Origin of the sequence: Phenylobacterium parvum (genome assembly GCF_003150835.1) — a bacterium.
GTDB lineage: Bacteria > Pseudomonadota > Alphaproteobacteria > Caulobacterales > Caulobacteraceae > Phenylobacterium > Phenylobacterium parvum.
In genome coordinates, this window is the sequence record NZ_CP029479.1 from 1,506,710 (window position 1) to 1,523,526 (window position 16,817).

Annotated in this window: 16 protein-coding genes and 1 tRNA gene; 7 read left to right on the forward strand and 10 right to left on the reverse strand. The window is 68.8% G+C overall.

The annotated features are described in order from the left end of the window. Complete coding sequence (locus tag HYN04_RS07235) at positions 1-936, reverse strand: LysR family transcriptional regulator (RefSeq protein WP_162599583.1); 936 nt, start codon at positions 934-936, stop codon at positions 1-3. A 151-nt stretch (positions 937-1,087) separates the two neighbouring features. Between HYN04_RS07235 and HYN04_RS07240 the strand changes: the two genes are divergently transcribed. Then, positions 1,088-1,172, forward strand: a tRNA-Leu gene (locus HYN04_RS07240). A gap of 2 nt (positions 1,173-1,174) precedes the next feature. Here HYN04_RS07240 and HYN04_RS07245 read toward each other — a convergent pair. Genes HYN04_RS07245 through HYN04_RS07255 form a run of 3 tightly spaced genes read right to left on the reverse strand, consistent with a single transcriptional unit; the run spans position 1,175 to position 4,741 of the window. Next, complete coding sequence (locus tag HYN04_RS07245; protein WP_110450138.1) at positions 1,175-2,623, reverse strand: NAD(P)H-hydrate dehydratase; 1,449 nt, start codon at positions 2,621-2,623, stop codon at positions 1,175-1,177. A 3-nt stretch (positions 2,624-2,626) separates the two neighbouring features. Continuing rightward, entirely contained in the window at positions 2,627-3,196 is a 570-nt protein-coding gene (locus tag HYN04_RS07250) for a histidine phosphatase family protein (RefSeq protein WP_110450139.1), read from the reverse strand. A 3-nt stretch (positions 3,197-3,199) separates the two neighbouring features. Continuing rightward, the gene (locus tag HYN04_RS07255; protein WP_110450140.1) at positions 3,200-4,741 is read right to left on the reverse strand and encodes an acetyl-CoA acetyltransferase; all 1,542 of its coding nucleotides are present in this window, start codon (positions 4,739-4,741) and stop codon (positions 3,200-3,202) included. Between the two features lie 237 nt (positions 4,742-4,978). On the opposite strand from HYN04_RS07255, the gene HYN04_RS07260 reads away from it, so the two are divergent. The 6 genes from HYN04_RS07260 to HYN04_RS07285 all read left to right on the forward strand — a co-directional run bounded on the left by HYN04_RS07260 (position 4,979) and on the right by HYN04_RS07285 (position 12,638). Further along, positions 4,979-5,317, forward strand: coding sequence for a P-II family nitrogen regulator (locus tag HYN04_RS07260; RefSeq protein WP_110450141.1), 339 nt, complete (start codon positions 4,979-4,981; stop codon positions 5,315-5,317). Between the two features lie 33 nt (positions 5,318-5,350). Next, positions 5,351-6,760 (forward strand): type I glutamate--ammonia ligase, encoded by a 1,410-nt coding sequence (gene glnA, locus HYN04_RS07265; protein ID WP_110451338.1) that lies wholly within the window; start codon positions 5,351-5,353, stop codon positions 6,758-6,760. Positions 6,761-6,851: 91 nt separating this feature from the next. Next, positions 6,852-8,903, forward strand: coding sequence for a DNA topoisomerase IV subunit B (parE, locus tag HYN04_RS07270; protein WP_110450142.1), 2,052 nt, complete (start codon positions 6,852-6,854; stop codon positions 8,901-8,903). A 141-nt stretch (positions 8,904-9,044) separates the two neighbouring features. Continuing rightward, positions 9,045-10,592 carry a DEAD/DEAH box helicase gene (locus HYN04_RS07275; protein ID WP_110450143.1) on the forward strand — a complete coding sequence of 516 codons (1,548 nt, stop codon included), beginning with the start codon at positions 9,045-9,047 and terminating at the stop codon, positions 10,590-10,592. 111 nt (positions 10,593-10,703) lie between these two features. After that, positions 10,704-11,747: a diguanylate cyclase gene (locus HYN04_RS07280; protein WP_110450144.1), complete on the forward strand. Its 1,044-nt coding sequence runs from the start codon at positions 10,704-10,706 to the stop codon at positions 11,745-11,747. An 84-nt stretch (positions 11,748-11,831) separates the two neighbouring features. After that, positions 11,832-12,638 (forward strand): enoyl-CoA hydratase/isomerase, encoded by an 807-nt coding sequence (locus HYN04_RS07285; protein WP_110450145.1) that lies wholly within the window; start codon positions 11,832-11,834, stop codon positions 12,636-12,638. An 8-nt stretch (positions 12,639-12,646) separates the two neighbouring features. Here the strand turns inward: HYN04_RS07285 and HYN04_RS07290 are convergent, their stop codons facing one another. Genes HYN04_RS07290 through HYN04_RS07315 form a run of 6 tightly spaced genes read right to left on the reverse strand, consistent with a single transcriptional unit; the run spans position 12,647 to position 16,806 of the window. Continuing rightward, complete coding sequence (locus tag HYN04_RS07290) at positions 12,647-13,057, reverse strand: HesB/IscA family protein (protein ID WP_110450146.1); 411 nt, start codon at positions 13,055-13,057, stop codon at positions 12,647-12,649. Positions 13,058-13,063: 6 nt separating this feature from the next. Beyond that, complete coding sequence (locus HYN04_RS07295; protein ID WP_110450147.1) at positions 13,064-13,432, reverse strand: SUF system Fe-S cluster assembly protein; 369 nt, start codon at positions 13,430-13,432, stop codon at positions 13,064-13,066. Continuing rightward, positions 13,429-14,643: an aminotransferase class V-fold PLP-dependent enzyme gene (locus tag HYN04_RS07300; RefSeq protein ID WP_110450148.1), complete on the reverse strand. Its 1,215-nt coding sequence runs from the start codon at positions 14,641-14,643 to the stop codon at positions 13,429-13,431. The genes HYN04_RS07295 and HYN04_RS07300 overlap by 4 nt, the downstream gene beginning before the upstream one ends. Next, complete coding sequence (sufD, locus tag HYN04_RS07305; protein ID WP_110450149.1) at positions 14,643-15,677, reverse strand: Fe-S cluster assembly protein SufD; 1,035 nt, start codon at positions 15,675-15,677, stop codon at positions 14,643-14,645. The genes HYN04_RS07300 and sufD overlap by 1 nt, the downstream gene beginning before the upstream one ends. After that, the gene (gene sufC / locus HYN04_RS07310; RefSeq protein WP_110450150.1) at positions 15,674-16,420 is read right to left on the reverse strand and encodes a Fe-S cluster assembly ATPase SufC; all 747 of its coding nucleotides are present in this window, start codon (positions 16,418-16,420) and stop codon (positions 15,674-15,676) included. The genes sufD and sufC overlap by 4 nt, the downstream gene beginning before the upstream one ends. Continuing rightward, positions 16,414-16,806 carry a hypothetical protein gene (locus HYN04_RS07315; protein ID WP_162599584.1) on the reverse strand — a complete coding sequence of 131 codons (393 nt, stop codon included), beginning with the start codon at positions 16,804-16,806 and terminating at the stop codon, positions 16,414-16,416. The genes sufC and HYN04_RS07315 overlap by 7 nt, the downstream gene beginning before the upstream one ends. Between the last annotated feature and the right edge of the window lie 11 nt (positions 16,807-16,817).

Genomic DNA, 16,817 nt, shown 5'->3' on the forward strand with positions numbered 1-16,817 from the left:
CTAGGCTTGAGGGCCTTGCCAGCTCTGGTCGAGCAATCGGGTCGTCAGCTTGAGGATGCGCTGGCCCGCGGTGGAGAGCGGCCGGCTCGAGGCCTGGACGCAATGGGCGAGGTGCTCGAAGTCGAGCCCGTCCATCCTTAGGTGCACCAGAGGGAAAAAGCGCTGGAGTCGCTTGAGGATACCCGTCGAGGCGACTGTGTAGGCATCCGTCTGCTGCAGAAGCTCGGCGATCTGGTAGTAATCCGAACCGACCAGGGCCGGCTTGAGCGGCCCCCCTGTCCTCTGCTCCAGCCACCTCTGGAGGCTGGGATAGATCCGCGTCGCGGTGATGCGGTAGCGGCTAAGGTCTCGGGGATCGACATGATCCCGGCCCGCCAACGGATGCTGCGATCCGACGAGCACGATTGGCCGCGTCCTGAGCACCTCCCGGGACGTGAGCTCCGGGCCCAGGCTCCCGGGCTCGACATGGAAAACACCAAAATCGAGCCGCCCGGCCTTCAGCATCTCCAGGAGGGTGCCCGGGTCGTTGACCTCCACCTCCACGGATATTCCCGGATGAAGGCGGTGCGCCTCGGCGAGCAGGCCGGTGGCGAGTTCCAGGGCCGTGACCGGGCCGAGCCCGACCTTCACAGAGCCACTCTCCCCCCGAGAGGCTTCCTCGATATCACGCTCAATGGCCGAAAGGTCGAGGAGGACCTGCCTCCCCCGCTCGACGAGCATGGCCCCCGCCGGAGTCAGTCGCACGCCGGAAGTGGAGCGCTGGAACAAGTCCACGCCCAGCCGGTCTTCGATCAGGCGGAGATTCTTGCTGAGACCGGGCTGGGTCATGCCAAGCACTTCCGCCGCGCGCCGGATGCTGCCCTTTTCCGCGACGGCCTTCACCTGGCGGATGTCCCGGGAGCCGAGAACGGGGCCCCGGTCAATCAAGCCGGACATCTGACACCTCCCGTTGGCCATGCCTTCATGGCAAACCCTGCCTTCACCTTATTGCAGGGTTCAGCCCCGGGTTGAACCGGAAACCCCCCCTGAGACCGGATTCCCGCCTTGTCTCCAACCACCGCCGGTCCTAGACGGACGCCGGTTGGCCGCCCTCCTGGCGAAACTGGTAGACGCGCGGGATTTAGGTTCCCGTGCCGCAAGGCGTGCCGGTTCGAGTCCGGCGGAGGGCACCAGATCAGTGCCGTGCCCAAAGGTCCGAAAGGACCGCGGGGACCAGGCCCGGAAGATCCTCAGCGATCAGGCCAGGCCCGAAGCGCTCGGCGGCCTCTGCATGGATCCACGCGCCTGCACAGGCGGCGTCAAATCCGTTGGCTCCCTGGGCGTGCAGCCCGCCGATCAGGCCGGCCAGGACATCGCCTGATCCCGCGGTCGCCAGCCAGGGCGGGGCGTTCAGGCTGACCGCCGCCCGTCCGTCCGGGTGGGCCACGACCGTGTCGGCGCCCTTCAGCAGGACCACCGCCCCGGCCCGGCGGGCGGCCTCACGCGCCGCAGCGATGCGTGTCCCTGAGGTGGCGAGGAGACCCGGGAAGATCCGCTCGAACTCACCTTCGTGGGGAGTCAGGACGTCATCGATGTCGAGCAGGGCGAAGAGGTCGGCCGGCGCATGTCGAAAGACTGTGATGGCGTCGGCGTCGATGACCAGGGCCGCGCCCGTGCGCCCCAGGGCCTGGACCTTTTCGCGCGCCGGCTCATCGAGCCCGGCGGCCGGCCCGACAACGATGGCGTCCATCTCGGCGCAGGCCGCCTCGACTTCGTCGGCTGTGTCGGCGGGGGCGAGCATGATCGCCTCGAGATGGGCGGCGTTTACGGCCAGTGCATCGCGCGGCGAGACCAGCGTCACGACCCCGGCGCCCGCGCGCAGTCCCGCGCGGGCGGCGAGCCGCGCTGCGCCCGTCCGCCAGTGCCCGCCGCTGATCACCCCCAGGCGCCCGCGGCTGTGCTTGTGGCCACTGGCCCGGGGCCAGGGGAAGCGGTCGATCCAGAGATCCGGATCATTCTCGAAGAGCCGCGAGGCGACGTCGCCAAGGCCGATCTCGGCGACGACGATCTCGCCACAGAGTTCCCGGCCAGGGTACAGGACATGGGCGGGCTTGCGGGCCTGGAAGGTCACGGTCAGGACTGCTGAGAGGGCCCAGGCCCCCAGGGGGCGCCCCGTATCGCCCGACAGGCCGCTTGGGACATCGACGGCCACCACCTGGCGGGATCCGGCCTCCAGGGCCTCGAGCCGGCGGACCACCCCCGGCTCGAGGGGGCGGTTCAACCCGGCGCCGAAGACGGCGTCGACCACGAGCCCCTCTGGTCCATCCGCCCCCCAGTCAGCGACCTGTCCCTTCCAGGCGGAGCGCGCCCGGCGGGCGGCGTCGGTGGCGGGGGATGCGAGGGCCTCGACCGCCACCGGCCACCCCCGCGCCGCCAGTTCAGCCGCGACCACATAGCCGTCGCCGCCATTGTCCCCCGGACCGCAGAGGACGCGCACGGGCTGGGGATCGAACCTCGCCTCGATGGCGCGCGCCACGGCCTGCCCGGCCCTCTGCATCAGCCGGGCGACGGGCGTTCCCGCCGCAACGGCCGCCCGGTCCGCCTGCGCCATCTCTGTGACGGTGAGTATGGACCGGGGCGACATCGGCTAGAGGACGCCGGTGGAGGCTTCGCGCCCGGGTGCGACCAGGGCCAGGCGGAGGCCGTCGGTGGCCAGGGTGGTGACGGAGGCGTGGTCGGGACGGAAGACGAGGACCTTGTCCTCTTCCGCCAGGATCGACATGACCGCATTGATCGCCACGTAATGACTGAAGACGGCCGTCCCGCCCCGCGCGAGGAGGGAGTCTGCGGCCCGGCGTCGCCAGTCCTCGTAGTCGAGGTCGCCGCGGATGTCGGCCCAGCGGCCCTGGAAGGCCTCGCGGAGCCAGGCGGGCCGGTCCTCGGCCGTGAGGGCGGCCGGCGTAGGAATCTCGCCGACGCCGGGGTCAATCTCGATCTCGACTCCCAGGGCCTCCGCCGTCGGCGCCGCGGTCTCGCGGCAGCGGCGCAGGGGCGAACTGACAACCCGGCTGGGCCTCTGGTCCTCGGGGAGGGACAGGAGGAAGTCCCGGGCGGCCTCGGCCTGGGCGCGGCCCGCGTCATCGAGGCCTGGGTCCTCATCGGCCTCGCCCCAGACTGCGGCGGGCTTGCCGTGGCGGATCAGGAAAAGTCTTTGCATGGGTCAGTCCAGGGTGAAGAGGTTACGGCGGTCGTCCTGCGAACGGGCGACGGTTCCGGTGCGTCCGACGCCCTCCCGGCTCTCGAGGGAAGCCAGCGCCTCCGTCTCGGTTCCGGGGATGATGGCGGCGAAGCGGCGGCCCGCCTCGTCCCGCCCGACGATGACGCCCATGCGGTAGCCGTCCCGGTCATGAATCACGGTGTAGGTCTCCACCCTGCCCCGCCCCGATGGCCGTTCGATGACGGTCGGGCGCGGAAGGGCGTCGATCTGCGACTGGATGACGGCGGGGTCCTGCCGCATGAAGGGCGCCTGTGGACGTCGGGTCGAGTAGACGCCGGTCGACTGCTTGGTGAGGTACCAGCCGTTGGCCGTGCACAGGCCAAAGGCGCCGGGCCTCTCCCGCAGCCTCTGCATCATCATCACCACGCCGTGCATGGCGTAGTTGTTGCCGGGGCCTCCGGCGTAGGGCAGCCCCCCGGTGACCGTGAAGCCCCGGGGATCGTCCGGGGGCAGGCCCAGGGACTCCGCGCCCACCTGCACGGCGGAAGGGAAGCAGGAGTAAAGATCAAAGGCGGCGACATCGGCGACGGTGATCCCGGCCATGTCCAGGGCCCGCTCCCCCGTCAGCCGCATGGCCGGGCTGGAGTGGAAGTCCTGCCGCTCGATGGGGTTCCAGATATCGTTGGCGTCGGCGCAGCCATGCAGGAAGACCATACGGTCCTCAGCCACGCCCAGCTCGCGGGCCCTCGCAAGGCTGGTCATCAGGACGCCCGAGGACTGGTCCACGTCCATGATGGCGTTCAGGAACTTGGGATAGGGAAACCCGATCATCCGATTGGCGGGCGTAACGGTGACCAGTTCCTCGGGGCTCCGCTCGATGGGGAACCAGGCCTCGGGATTGGCCGCCGCCGCCCGGGTAAAGGGGGCGAAGAGCTCGCCCAGGCGGCGCTGGTGGTCCGGGATGGAGCGGCCATCCCGGGCGCGCAGGGCGTTCTCGAACAGGGGATAGATGTTGATCGGCCGGTCCATGCCGTGGACAGCCTCATAGGGGCTGACGCCCGGACGACCGTCTCCGATCCATTCCGGCGGCTGCAGGTCCTCGGCGTCGTCCCAGTCGTCGAAGCCGAGCCCACGGGTCAGCCGCTTGACGCCGGACCCCATGAACTCCGCCCCGACCACCAGGATCTGCTGGTTCCGCCCCTCGGCGATCCGCTGGGCCGCCACATTGATGGCGTACTGGGAGCTGTTGCCGCCGGTGCGGGTGTAGACACTCCATCCGGGGGCGGCGCCCAGCCGGCGCGCAAGGGTCAGGGGCGGGTTGGTGGAGTGGGGCATGACGCGCCGCTCGCCGGGAGCGTCCACCGCAAAGCTGATGACGGCGAGCCCGTCGAGGCCGGCCAGGGCGCCCGGTCCCAGTCCGGCATCCTGGGCCGCCCTTTCCGCCGCGATCTTGAGCAGGCTGGTCGGAGACGGCGAGGCGCCCGGATCACCACGCCATGTGAACTGGCCGCCGCCAACCAGAACCGGTGTCGTTTCGTCGCTCACCTGTGCTCTCCCCGCCTTGTGGAGGGCGATCCTAGGCGCTGAAGGCCCGCCCTCAAGGGGAATTCAAGCCTCGCCCGCATTTGCACAATTAAGTGGCGATGGGCGCCATTTTCTTGGGCGCCTGCTCTGTTTGCGCCCAAGACGGGCGCTCCGGATCGTCCCGGAACTTGAACCTTCTCTCCGGGTGGGTCACCTGCCCTCAGGTCGCCGGGCGCGGAGCCCAGCCGGAGCCGTCGGATGAAAAAGATCGAAGCGGTCATCAAGCCCTTCAAGCTCGACGAGGTGAAGGAAGCCCTCCAGGAGCTTGGACTCCAGGGGATGACGGTCATTGAGGCCAAGGGCTACGGACGCCAGAAGGGGCACACCGAGCTCTACCGCGGGGCGGAGTACGTCGTGGACTTCCTGCCCAAGATCAAGGTCGAGGTCGTCCTGCCCGACGACCAACTGGAAGCCGCACTCGAAGCCATTGTCGGGGCCGCCCGGACGGGCCGCATCGGCGATGGGAAGATTTTTGTCTCTGAGGTCCTGGATGTCCTGCGCATCCGCACCGGCGAGACGGGAGACGCCGCTGTCTAGGCGGCGGGAATTTTGACCGAGAAGGGGAACATCATGGCCACGGCCAAGGACATTCTGGACCAGATCAAGGAAAAGGACGTCAAGTACGTTGACGTCCGCTTCACCGACATCCGCGGCAAGATGCAGCATGTCACCTTCGACATCGATCTCGTGGACGATGAGTTCCTGAACGACGGAACCATGTTCGACGGTTCGTCGATCGCCGGCTGGAAGGCGATCAACGAAAGCGACATGAAGCTGCGCCCCGACCTGGACACGGCCATCATCGACCCCTTCTACCAGCAGACCACGCTGGCCCTGATGTGCGACGTCGTGAACCCCGATACCGGCCTGCCCTACAACCGCGACCCGCGGTCGATCTCCAAGTCGGCCCTGAACTACCTGAAGTCGGCCGGCATCGGCGACACCGCCTTCTTCGGCCCCGAGGCCGAGTTCTTCATCTTTGATGACGTGCGCTGGTCCACGGCCCCGCACAACACCGGGTACTCCTTCGACTCCACCGAACTGCCGGTGAACTCGGCGCGAGAGTATCCCGAGGGCAACATGGGCCACCGGCCCGGCCCCAAGGGCGGCTACTTCCCGGTGAACCCGGTGGACTCCGCCCAGGACCTGCGCGGCGAGATGCTGGCGGTCATGGGCGAGCTCGGCATGAAGCCGGAAAAGCACCATCACGAGGTGGCGCCCGCCCAGCATGAGCTTGGCCTGAAGTTCGACACCCTCGTGGTGATGGCCGACCGGATGCAGCTGTACAAGTACGTCATCCACAACGTGGCGGCGGCCTACGGCAAGACGGCGACCTTCATGGCCAAGCCGATGTTCGCCGACAACGGGTCGGGCATGCACGTGCACCAGTCGATCTGGGGCGCCGGCAAGCCGCTGTTCGCCGGCGACAAGTATGCCGGCCTGTCCCAGATGTGCCTCTGGTACATCGGCGGCATCATCAAGCACGCCAAGGCGATCAACGCCTTCTCGAACTCGACGACCAATTCCTACAAGCGCCTGGTGCCCGGCTACGAAGCCCCGGTGAAGCTGGCCTACTCGGCCCGCAACCGCTCGGCCTCGATCCGCATCCCGCACGTGGACAGCCCGAAGGCCAAGCGTATCGAGGCCCGCTTCCCGGACCCGATGGGCAACCCCTACCTGACCTTCACCGCCCTGCTGATGGCCGGCCTGGACGGGATCATCAACCAGATCGATCCGGGCGGCCCCCAGGACAAGAACCTCTACGACCTGCCCCCGCGCGAGCAGAAGAAGGTCCCCGAGGTCTGCGGCTCCCTGCGCGAGGCCCTCGATGCCCTCGACAAGGACCGGGCCTTCCTCAAGGCCGGCGGCGTCATGGACGACGACTTCATCGACTCCTACATCGAGCTGAAGATGGAAGAGGTGATGCGTCTCCAGCTGCATCCGCACCCCGTCGAGTTCGACATGTACTACAAGTGCTGATCTCCCCTCCTCCCCGGTGAGATCAAGGGAAGGCCGCCGGGGTTCCGGCGGCCTTTCTGATTCCGGGCCCGAATCGCGGCAATGAACCTCCATGGCTGAAACGCCCCCCCAGGCCTCTTTGTTCGACGACCCACAGCCCGCACCCCGACCTGCAGGGGCCGCGGAGCCTCCGCCGCCGGCTGCGCCCTCCCCGCCCCCGGCGTCGGGCAAGGGCGGCTATTCCGCCAAGGACATCGAGGTCCTCGAGGGGCTCGAGCCGGTGCGCATGCGGCCGGGCATGTACATCGGCGGTACGGACGAGCGGGCGCTGCACCACCTCTTCGCCGAGGTGCTGGACAACGCCATGGACGAGGCCGTCGCTGGCCATGCGCGGCTCATCGAGGTGCGCCTCGATGCGGATGGGGCCCTGACCGTGCGGGACGACGGTCGCGGCATCCCGGTGGACCCCCATCCCAAGCACCCCGGCAAGTCGGCGCTGGAGGTCATCATGACCGTCCTGCACTCCGGCGGGAAGTTCTCGGGCAAGGCCTACGAGACCTCCGGCGGCCTGCATGGCGTGGGCGTCTCGGTGGTGAACGCCCTGTCCGAGCACCTGGAGGTCACGGCCTTCAAGGACGGCTTCGAGTGGCGCCAGACCTTCAGCCGCGGCAAGCCTGTCGGCGGACTGGAAAAACTCGGGGCGACCCGGAAGCACGGGACGGTCATCACCTTCCGCCCGGACCCGGTCATCTTTGGCGATTCCGCCGCCTTCCGGCCCGCCCGCCTCTACCGGATGGCCCGCTCCAAGGCCTACCTCTTCGGCGGAGTCGAGATCCGCTGGGCCTGCGATCCGGCCCTGATCCATGACCAGACCCCCGCCGAGGCGGTCCTGCGCTTTCCCAACGGCCTCGCGGACTTCCTGGCCGAGCGCGTCCGCGACGTCGAGACCGTCACCCCCGAACCCTTCACGGGTCGCTTCGAGCGCAAGGGAGATCCCGGCAAGGTCGAATGGGCGGTGGCCTGGACAGGCGCGGGCTTCGGCGAGGCCGACGGCTTCCTCCAGTCCTACTGCAACACGGTTCCCACGCCTGAGGGCGGAACCCATGAGGCCGGCTTCCGCGCCGCCCTGACCCGCGGGCTCAAGGCCTACGCCGAGCTGGTCGGCGAGAAGCGTGCGGGCCTCCTGACCGCTGAGGACGTGGTCGCACAGGCCGGCGGCCTGGTCAGCGTCTTCATCGCCAACCCCGAGTTCCAGGGCCAGACCAAGGAGCGGCTGTCCTCTGCCGAGGCCCAGAAGCTGGTCGAGACCGCCCTGCGCGATCCCTTCGACCATTGGCTCGCCGCCCAGCCCAAGTCAGCGCGCGCCCTGCTGGACTTCGTCATCCAGCGCGCCGAGGAGCGCCTGAAGCGGCGGCGCGAGAAGGAGGTCTCCCGCGCCTCCGCCACCCGGAAGCTGCGCCTGCCCGGAAAGCTGGCGGACTGCTCGAGCCAGGCTTCGGACGGGTCCGAGATCTTCATCGTCGAGGGCGACAGCGCCGGCGGCTCGGCCAAGCAGGCCCGTGACCGCCGCACCCAGGCCATCCTGCCCCTCCGCGGCAAGATCCTGAACGTCGCCTCGGCCACCACGGACAAGCTGGGCCAGAACCGGGAGCTGTCGGACCTCATGCTGGCCCTGGGCGTCCAGGGCGGATCGCGGTTCCGCGAGGAGGACCTGCGCTACGAGCGCGTGGTCATCATGACGGACGCCGACGTCGACGGGGCCCACATCGCCAGCCTGCTGATCACCTTCTTCTACCGGACCATGCCCCAGTTGATCCGGGCCGGCCGGCTCTACCTCGCCCTGCCGCCCCTCTACCGCATGAGCCACGGGGCCAAGGTGATCTACGCCCGGGACGACGCCCATCGGGAAACCCTGCTGGCCACAGAGTTCAAGGGCAAGAAACCAGAGGTCGGGCGCTTCAAGGGCCTGGGCGAAATGATGCCGGCCCAGCTGCGCGAGACCACCATGGATCCCGCCCGCCGCATCCTGGCCCGCGTGACCCTTCCGGCCTCCGAGGACGAGGTCGCGGAGCTTGTCGAGGCCCTGATGGGCCGCAAGCCGGAGCTGCGGTTCCGGTTCATCCAGGAGAACGCAGAGTTCGCCGCAGCCGACCTTGACCTCTGAGGCCCGGCCCGCCGCGTGCTTGCGCGTTGACTTGGAGCCCCCAGCCCGTATGTTCCCCGGCGCGCGACGACCGACGTCCGCGCCGCCGCGCCGTGCGCGCCCCCGCCCTGCGGGTCGGGCCCGTCGCCCTTTAGGCCAATAATGACCGAATTTGCTGAACTGGGCCTCTCGCCCGAAATCCTGCAGGCCGTCTCCGCGACGGGCTACACCACCGCCACCCCGATCCAGGCCCAGGCCATTCCCGTCGCGCTGACGGGCAAGGACGTCCTTGGCATCGCCCAGACCGGGACGGGGAAGACCGCCGCCTTCACCCTGCCGATGATCGAGCGCCTCTCCCAGGGGCGCAGCCGGGCGCGCATGCCCCGGGCCCTGGTGATCGCCCCCACCCGCGAGCTCGCCGACCAGGTCTCCGCGTCCTTCGAGCGCTACTCGGCGAACCAGACGCGCAAGCTGTCCTGGGCCCTCCTGATCGGAGGGGTGTCCTTCTCCGACCAGGAGCTCAAGCTGGACCGGGGGGTGGACGTCCTGATCGCCACGCCGGGCCGCCTGCTCGATCACTTCGAGCGCGGGAAGCTGCTCCTGACCGGCGTCCAGATCCTGGTGGTCGACGAAGCCGACCGCATGCTGGACATGGGCTTCATCCCGGACATCGAGCGGATCTTCCGCCTGACGCCTCCGAAGAAGCAGACCCTGTTCTTCTCGGCGACCATGCCGCCCGAGATCACGCGGCTGACCAAACAGTTCCTGAACGATCCGGTGCGCATCGAGGCGGCCCGTCCGGCCACCACGGCCGAGACCATCGCCCAGCACATGGTGCGCCTGCCGACCTCTGATCCCAAGGCCAAGCGCACCGCCCTGCGCATGCTGATCGAGGCCGAGGGCATCAAGAACGGCATCGTCTTCTGCAACCGCAAGTCGGAAGTGGACATCGTCGCCAAGAGCCTGCGGACCCACGGCTTCGACGCCGCCGCCATCCATGGCGACCTCGACCAGCAGACCCGGATGCGCACCCTCGACGCCTTCCGGAGCGGCGACCTGAAGCTTCTCTGCGCCTCGGACGTGGCCGCCCGAGGGCTCGACATTCCGGACGTCAGTCACGTCTTCAACTACGACGTGCCGCACCACGCCGACGACTATGTCCACCGGATCGGACGCACCGGGCGCGCCGGCAAGTCCGGCCGCGCCTTCATGATCGTCACGCCGGCCGACGCCAAGAATATCGACAAGGTCCTCAAGCTGATCGGCAAGGACCCCGAGGAAGTCGTGCTGGAAGGCGTTGATTTCGCCGCCATCAAGGATACGCCCCGGGATGACCGTCGGTCCGGCCGCGGTCGCCCCACAGGGCGAGAGCGTTCGCGTGGCGGCGAGGATCGGCCGCCGCGGCCCCGGCGCGAGCGCGAGCCCAGGACCGAGACGGAAGACACCCATGTCGTAGCCGCGCCGGCCGCTGAGGCTGCTGAGCCGGAGCCCGCACCCAGGGCGCCCCGGCGCGAACGCACCCGTCACCCCGATAGGTCCGAGCGTCCTGAGGCCCCCGAGCGCCCCGAGCGCCCCGAGCGGACGCCCCGCAGGAGCGAGCCGCGCAGCGAAGCCTCCGAGGACGATCGCAGGGGGGGGAAACCGGTCGTGGGTTTCGGTTCCGAACTCCCTGCGTTCCTTTCGCGCCCTACAACCCCAGGGCGAAAGTAAGCCGGCAGCGCCTCTCTGCTTGACTCAGGGGCGCGGGAACGGAAGTGAAGCAGGAACCGGTGGCTTTGCCGGCTTTGCGACTATTCTGGGCGGGGGCCACGCAAGAAGGGGATGGCGGAGGATATCGACTCCAGGTTCAGGTCGCCCGAGGCCTATGAACTCGCCCGCCTTGCGCTGGAGCAGCTGGAGTCGCAGCGCGTCTGGCCGACCCCTGTCAACTACGAGCTCTGGTCTCATGTGATCGCCGAGCCCAACGGGCCGCTCGCCCGTGAGCTCGAGCGCATCATGGTCAGCGGCGAGCCGATCACAGACGACCTGGCCGAGCACCTGGCCTCCACCTACCTGCCCAAGGGGCGCCTGAGCGAACAGATCCGCGACACCGGCCAGGCCCTGTCCCGCGAATTGGCCACCGCCGAGCAGGCGATCCGCTCGGCGCATGAGACCAGTGAAACCTTCTCCACCCGGCTCGAGGAAACCTCGCGGACCCTCAAGAAGGATCCCAGCAGCTCAGCCCTCCAGGGGGTGGTCGCCAACCTCACGGACGCGACCCGGGAAATGCAGGCGCAGAACGCTTCGGTCGAACGCGCCCTGGCCGCCTCGACCTCCGAGGTGGCCATGCTGCGCGAACAGCTGGAGGAGATCCGCAAGGAGGCGGCGACGGACCCCCTGACCCGGCTGGCAAATCGCCGGGCCTTCGACGAACGCATCGAGCAGGCGCGTGCCGAGGCGGACACCAAGGGCGACTTCTTCTGCCTGGTGCTCCTGGACATCGATCACTTCAAGAAGTTCAACGACACCTGGGGTCACCAGACCGGCGACCAGGTCCTTCGCTACGTCGCCAGCGTGATCCGCAAGCGGGTCCTCCCGCCCCGGTTCGCCGCCCGGTTCGGGGGCGAGGAGTTCGCCATCATCCTGCCTGGCGACAGTCTCTTCGATGCCTCTCCCCTGGTGAACTCGATCCTCAAGGATGTCTCCGCGTCCAGCATCCGCCGGCGCTCCACCAACGACAACCTCGGCATCATCACCCTTTCGGCAGGCATTGCAGGCTTCCGCGCCGGCGACACTGTCCACGACCTGATCGAACGGGCGGACTCCAGCCTCTACAAGGCCAAGAGACGCGGCCGGAACCGGCTTGTGGTCGAGGGCGACGCCTGATCGGGGATCCATGCCCCAAGGGGCTGGCCTGACGCAGGGTCAGCCGCGCTTTCCTGAGTCCAGAACCATCATCCGGAGGAACGCATGGCCTATGAGAAGATCAAGATTTCGCTGAATGACGGCATCGCCGTCATTTCCCTCGCCGATCCGGCCACCATGAACGCCGCCGGCCTCGACACCATGGCCGAACTGCGCGCCGCCTTCGCCGCCTACGCGCGGCCGGACTCTGGCGCCCGTTGCGTGATTCTCACCGGCGAGGGTCGCGGCTTCTGCTCCGGGGCCAATCTCTCCGGCGGTGGCGGTGCAGGGCAGTCCGCCAATCCGGACCCCGAGGGCCCGGACTCCGGCGCCGCCCTGGAGACGGTCTACAACCCCTTCATGACCTCGCTGCGGGACTATCCGATCCCCATCGTGACGGCGATCAACGGGGCGGCGGCTGGCGTGGGCTGCTCCCTGGCCCTGATGGGCGACATCATCGTCGCTGGCGAGAGCGCCTATTTCCTTCAGGCCTTCCGGCGCATCGGCCTCGTGCCGGACGGCGGCTCGACCTACCTCCTGCCGCGCCTGATCGGCAAGGCGCGGGCCCTGGAGATGGCCCTTCTCGGCGAGAAGATTCCCGCCAAGACAGCCCTGGAGTGGGGTCTGGTCAACCGGGTCGTCCCCGACGACCAGCTGATGTCCACCGCCCAGGAGATCGCGCGTTCCCTGGCCGATGGCCCCTGGGCCCTCGGCTCGATCCGCAAGCTGATCTGGGACAGCCTCGACAACGACTGGCTCCAGCAACTGCACGCCGAGCGGGTCGCCCAGAAGACGGCGGGCCGGACTTCCGACTTCCGGGAGGGCGTCATGGCCTTCCTCCAGAAGCGCGTGGCGGTCTTCAACCGCAAGTAGGCCGGGACTCAGGCGTCTGGGGCTGCGGCGGGCTGGATGGTCACGCTTTCGCCGCAGCCACAGGCGTCGGTCTGGTTCGGATTTCGGAAGACGAACTTGGACGACAGGCGCGTGACCTCGAAGTCGATGACCGTGCCCAGCAGGAAGAGGACGGCCGAGGGCTCCACCAGGATGGTGACGCCCTGGTCCGTGACGACTTCATCAAGGGGATTCATGGCCTCGGCATAGTCGAGGACATATTCCTGCCCCGCACAGCCGCCGTTCTTCACGCCCACCCTCAGGCCCGCCAGGGGCGTCTCGGAGCGGGACATGATCTCGCGCACCCGGTCGGCGGCGGCGGGGGTCAGGGAGACCACCTGTGGGCGGGGCCGACGGGGTCGGGGGGTCGAAGCGAGGGTCTCAGGCGTCATGGGCTCAATATGGGCTCAGAACATGTTCAATTGAAGCTTGGCCTCGTCGGACATGCGCGACGGATCCCACGGTGGATCGAAGACCAGGTCGACCTTGATGTTCCGCACATCCGGGATGGACCGGATGGCGTCCTCGACCCAGCCTGGCATCTCCCCCGCCACCGGGCACCCCGGCGCGGTCAGGGTCATGTCCACCGCCACGTCCCGCTCATCCGAGACGTCGACCTTGTAGATCAGGCCCAGTTCGTAGATGTCCACCGGGATTTCCGGGTCGAAGACGGTCTTGAACGCCTCGATCAACCGGTCGGTCAGCCGGTCGAGTTCTGCCTGGCTCAGGGCGCTGGCGGCGCCCTCGCCGCTCGGTTCGGTAGATGTGGCGGTCATGAGAAGAAGGTCCGGGTTCGATCAAGGGCTTCGAGGAAGGCGTCGACTTCCTGGGTGGTGTTGTAGAGGCCGAAGGAGGCGCGGACGCTGGAGCTGACCCCCAGCCGGCGCATCAGGGGCTCGGCGCAGTGGGTCCCGGCCCGGACGGCGACGCCGTACCGATCCAGGAGCTGGGCGATGTCGTGGGCGTGCGCCCCTTCCACGGTAAAGCTGAGCACCGCGCCCTTGCCCTCGGCCTGGCCGAGGATCCGGATGCCATTGACGCCGGACAGGCCTTCGGCGGCGCGGCTGTAGAGCGCGGCCTCATGCTCGGCGACGGCCAGCCGGTCGAGGCCCGACAGCCAGTCCACTGCTGCGCCCAGGCCCACGGCCTCGACGATGGGCGGCGTGCCGGCCTCGAACCTCAGGGGCGGCTCTGCGTAGGTGATCTGGTCGAAATCCACCCGGTCGATCATCTCGCCCCCGCCCTGCCAGGGCGGCAGGGCGTCCAGGCGCTCCGCCCGCCCCCAAAGCACGCCGATCCCTGTGGGGCCGTAAAGCTTGTGTCCGGAAAAGGCGACGAAGTCCGCCCCGATTTCGTGGACATCGAGAGGGGCGTGGACCACCGACTGGCAGGCGTCGACCACCATGACGGCGCCGGCCGCGTGGGCGAGATCTGCGATCCGACGCACCGGGTTCACTGTGCCCAGGACGTTGGACATGTGCACCACGGACACCACCCGGGTCCGGGGGGTGATCAGGCGCTCCAGGGCCTCCATGTCGAGGGCCCCGTCCGGCAGGAGGGGGACGAAGCGCAGCACCACGCCCAGGCGTTCCCGCAGGAAATGCCAGGGAACGATGTTGGCGTGATGCTCCATCTCGGTCAGGAGCACCTCGTCCCCCGCCGAAAGGCTGCGCCCAAGTCCGGCGGCCACCAGGTTCAGGGCCTCGGTGGCGCCCCGGGTGAAGACGATCTCGGACTCGGCCGCCCCAATGAACCCCGCGACCTTTTTCCGTGCGTTTTCATAGAGCTCGGTCGTCTCGTTCGCCAGTGTGTGGAGACCCCGGTGGACGTTGGCGTAGCTGTTCCGCATCAGGTCGGACATGGCCCCGATCACGGCCTCGGGCTTCTGGGCCGAGGCGGCGCTGTCCAGGTAGACCAGCGGCCGGTCGCCGATCCTCCGCGAGAGGATCGGGAATTCCGGCCGGACATGATCCGGGTCAAAGGCCATTAGAGCCGGGTCTCCAGCTGCGCGGCCAGCCAGGCCCTCAGGCGGTCCGCCGCCTCTGGCGCCTCGACCCGGTCAAGGACCTCACCCAGGAAGGAGGCCGCCAGGAGTGTCCGGGCCTGCGCCTCGGGAAGCCCCCTCTGGCGCATGTAGAAGAGGACCTGGTCGTCGAGGGCGCCCACCGTGGCGCCATGGGCGCAGGCGACGTCGTCGGCATAGATCTCAAGCTCAGGACGGGCGTCGACCTCGGCCCTGTCCGAGAGGATCAGGGCGTTGTGCGCCATTCGTGCGTCGGCGCCGTCCGCACCCTCCTGGACGGTGATCCGGCCCTGGAAGACCGCCCGGGCCTGGTCGTCGACGACGCCGCGGGTCAGCTGGTCGGTCCGGCCATCCGGCCCTTCATGGCGGACGCTGGTGGTCAGGTCGGCGTGGCGACGGTCACGCAGGACATAGGCGCCGTCGAGGCGAACCTCGGCGTCCTGGCCCGGGTGCTGCACCCGGGTCTCAAGACGCTGGCGCCGGGCGCCGGTGGTCAGGAGGGTCTGGGCGAAACGGGCCCGGGGTGAAAGGCGCACGTCCAGTTCGACCACCGCCACAGCGTCGGGGTCCAGGTCGGACAGGACCAGGCGCTCGCAGGCGGCGCCCTCGCCCAGGGAAAGGTCGATCCCGAGCAGGGACAGGCCTGCGCCTCCGCCCTCATGGGACTCCAGGAGGGTCAGCCGGCCCGCCTCGGCCACCTCGATCCTCAGGCGCGAGGCGTGCGCCCCGTCGCCCCGGGAAACGTGACGAAGGACCAGGGTCCGAGACTCGCCCGCCGCGATGCGGACCTCCTCGGGGCCCGCCCCGTTGGCCACCAGGATGGCCTCGCCCGGCAATCCCTCGAAGGGACCGACGCCAAGGTCGCCCGGAACCAGGCGTTTCGATGGCTCCGGCACGGTCCGCAGGAGACCGCGCAGGTCCGTCCAGCGCCAGTCCTCGTCCCGCCGGGACGGCAGGCGCGAAGGGTCCCGCAGCCGGATGGCTTCGTCGAGGTTCACGCCGCCCTCGCGTACTTGTCGTAGCCTTCGCGCTCGAGCTCGAGGGCCAGTTCGGGCCCGCCGCTGGCCGCGATACGCCCGTCGGCCAGCACGTGCACCCGGTCCGGCCGGATATAGTCCAGGAGCCTCTGGTAGTGCGTGATGACCAGCATGGAGCGATCGGGGCCGCGCAGGGCGTTCACGCCATCCGATACGATCCGCAGGGCGTCGATATCGAGGCCCGAGTCCGTCTCGTCGAGGATCATGAACCTCGGCGAAAGCAGCGCCATCTGGAGGATTTCCATCCGCTTCTTCTCACCGCCCGAGAAGCCGACGTTCAGCGGCCGCTTGAGCATGTCGAAGTCCATCTTCAGGTCCGTTGCGCAGGCGCGGGCGCGCTTCAGGAAGTCCGGCGCCGACATCTCCGGCTCGCCCCGGGCCTTGCGCTGGGCGTTGAGTGCGGTCCGGATGAAAGTCAGGGCGGGAACCCCCGGGATTTCAAGGGGATACTGGAATGACAGGAACAGGCCCTTGGCCGCTCTTTCGTCCGCCTCGAGGGACAACAGGTCGACGCCGTCCAGCTCCGCCGAACCGTCGGTGATCTCATAGCCCGGCCGGCCGGTAAGGACATAGGACAGGGTCGACTTGCCCGCCCCGTTCGGTCCCATGATGGCGTGCACTTCGCCGGCGGGCACCTCAAGGGTGAGGCCTTTCAGGATCTCGCGGTCACCCACCCGGGCGTGAAGATTGCGAAGGCTCAGCATGAGGGGGACTCGTCGGCAAGGAACTGGGCGAGGATGTCGAGGGCGCCGGCCACGGACGAGGCGACCGCCTGCTTGCGGGGCGCCGCGGTGGGGGTGGTGGCGGTCCGCTTGTCCGCGGAGGTGATGCTGGCCTCGCCGGCCTCGAAGTAGGCGCGGAGCCGGAAGGCCTCGTGGTCGAGGATGACGGCGTAGCGGGTGCGATCCAGCTTCAGGCCACGCTCGCCCAGGAAGTCAGGGTCCTCGGCGAGGGCGGCGTAGAGGGCGCTGGCGGCGGCGTGGTCCGCCTCCTGCTGCGCCCGTTCCGTTTCCTCGCGGGCCAGGCGCTCGGCCTCGCGCCGGTGCAGCTCCAGGTCGAAGGCCTGGCGAAGGGACAGTCTCTCGGTCACGGTCATCCGGG

Coding starts and splice junctions, on each gene's coding strand:
- HYN04_RS07280 (WP_110450144.1), top strand. CDS start 10,704: ATGGCGGAGGATATCGACTCCAGGTTCAGGTCGCCCGAGGCCTATGAA.
- parE (WP_110450142.1), top strand. CDS start 6,852: ATGGCTGAAACGCCCCCCCAGGCCTCTTTGTTCGACGACCCACAGCCC.
- HYN04_RS07260 (WP_110450141.1), top strand. CDS start 4,979: ATGAAAAAGATCGAAGCGGTCATCAAGCCCTTCAAGCTCGACGAGGTG.
- HYN04_RS07285 (WP_110450145.1), top strand. CDS start 11,832: ATGGCCTATGAGAAGATCAAGATTTCGCTGAATGACGGCATCGCCGTC.
- HYN04_RS07275 (WP_110450143.1), top strand. CDS start 9,045: ATGACCGAATTTGCTGAACTGGGCCTCTCGCCCGAAATCCTGCAGGCC.
- HYN04_RS07245 (WP_110450138.1), bottom strand. CDS start 2,623: ATGTCGCCCCGGTCCATACTCACCGTCACAGAGATGGCGCAGGCGGAC.
- sufC (WP_110450150.1), bottom strand. CDS start 16,420: ATGCTGAGCCTTCGCAATCTTCACGCCCGGGTGGGTGACCGCGAGATC.
- HYN04_RS07300 (WP_110450148.1), bottom strand. CDS start 14,643: ATGGCCTTTGACCCGGATCATGTCCGGCCGGAATTCCCGATCCTCTCG.
- glnA (WP_110451338.1), top strand. CDS start 5,351: ATGGCCACGGCCAAGGACATTCTGGACCAGATCAAGGAAAAGGACGTC.
- HYN04_RS07250 (WP_110450139.1), bottom strand. CDS start 3,196: ATGCAAAGACTTTTCCTGATCCGCCACGGCAAGCCCGCCGCAGTCTGG.
- HYN04_RS07295 (WP_110450147.1), bottom strand. CDS start 13,432: ATGACCGCCACATCTACCGAACCGAGCGGCGAGGGCGCCGCCAGCGCC.
- HYN04_RS07235 (WP_162599583.1), bottom strand. CDS start 936: ATGTCCGGCTTGATTGACCGGGGCCCCGTTCTCGGCTCCCGGGACATC.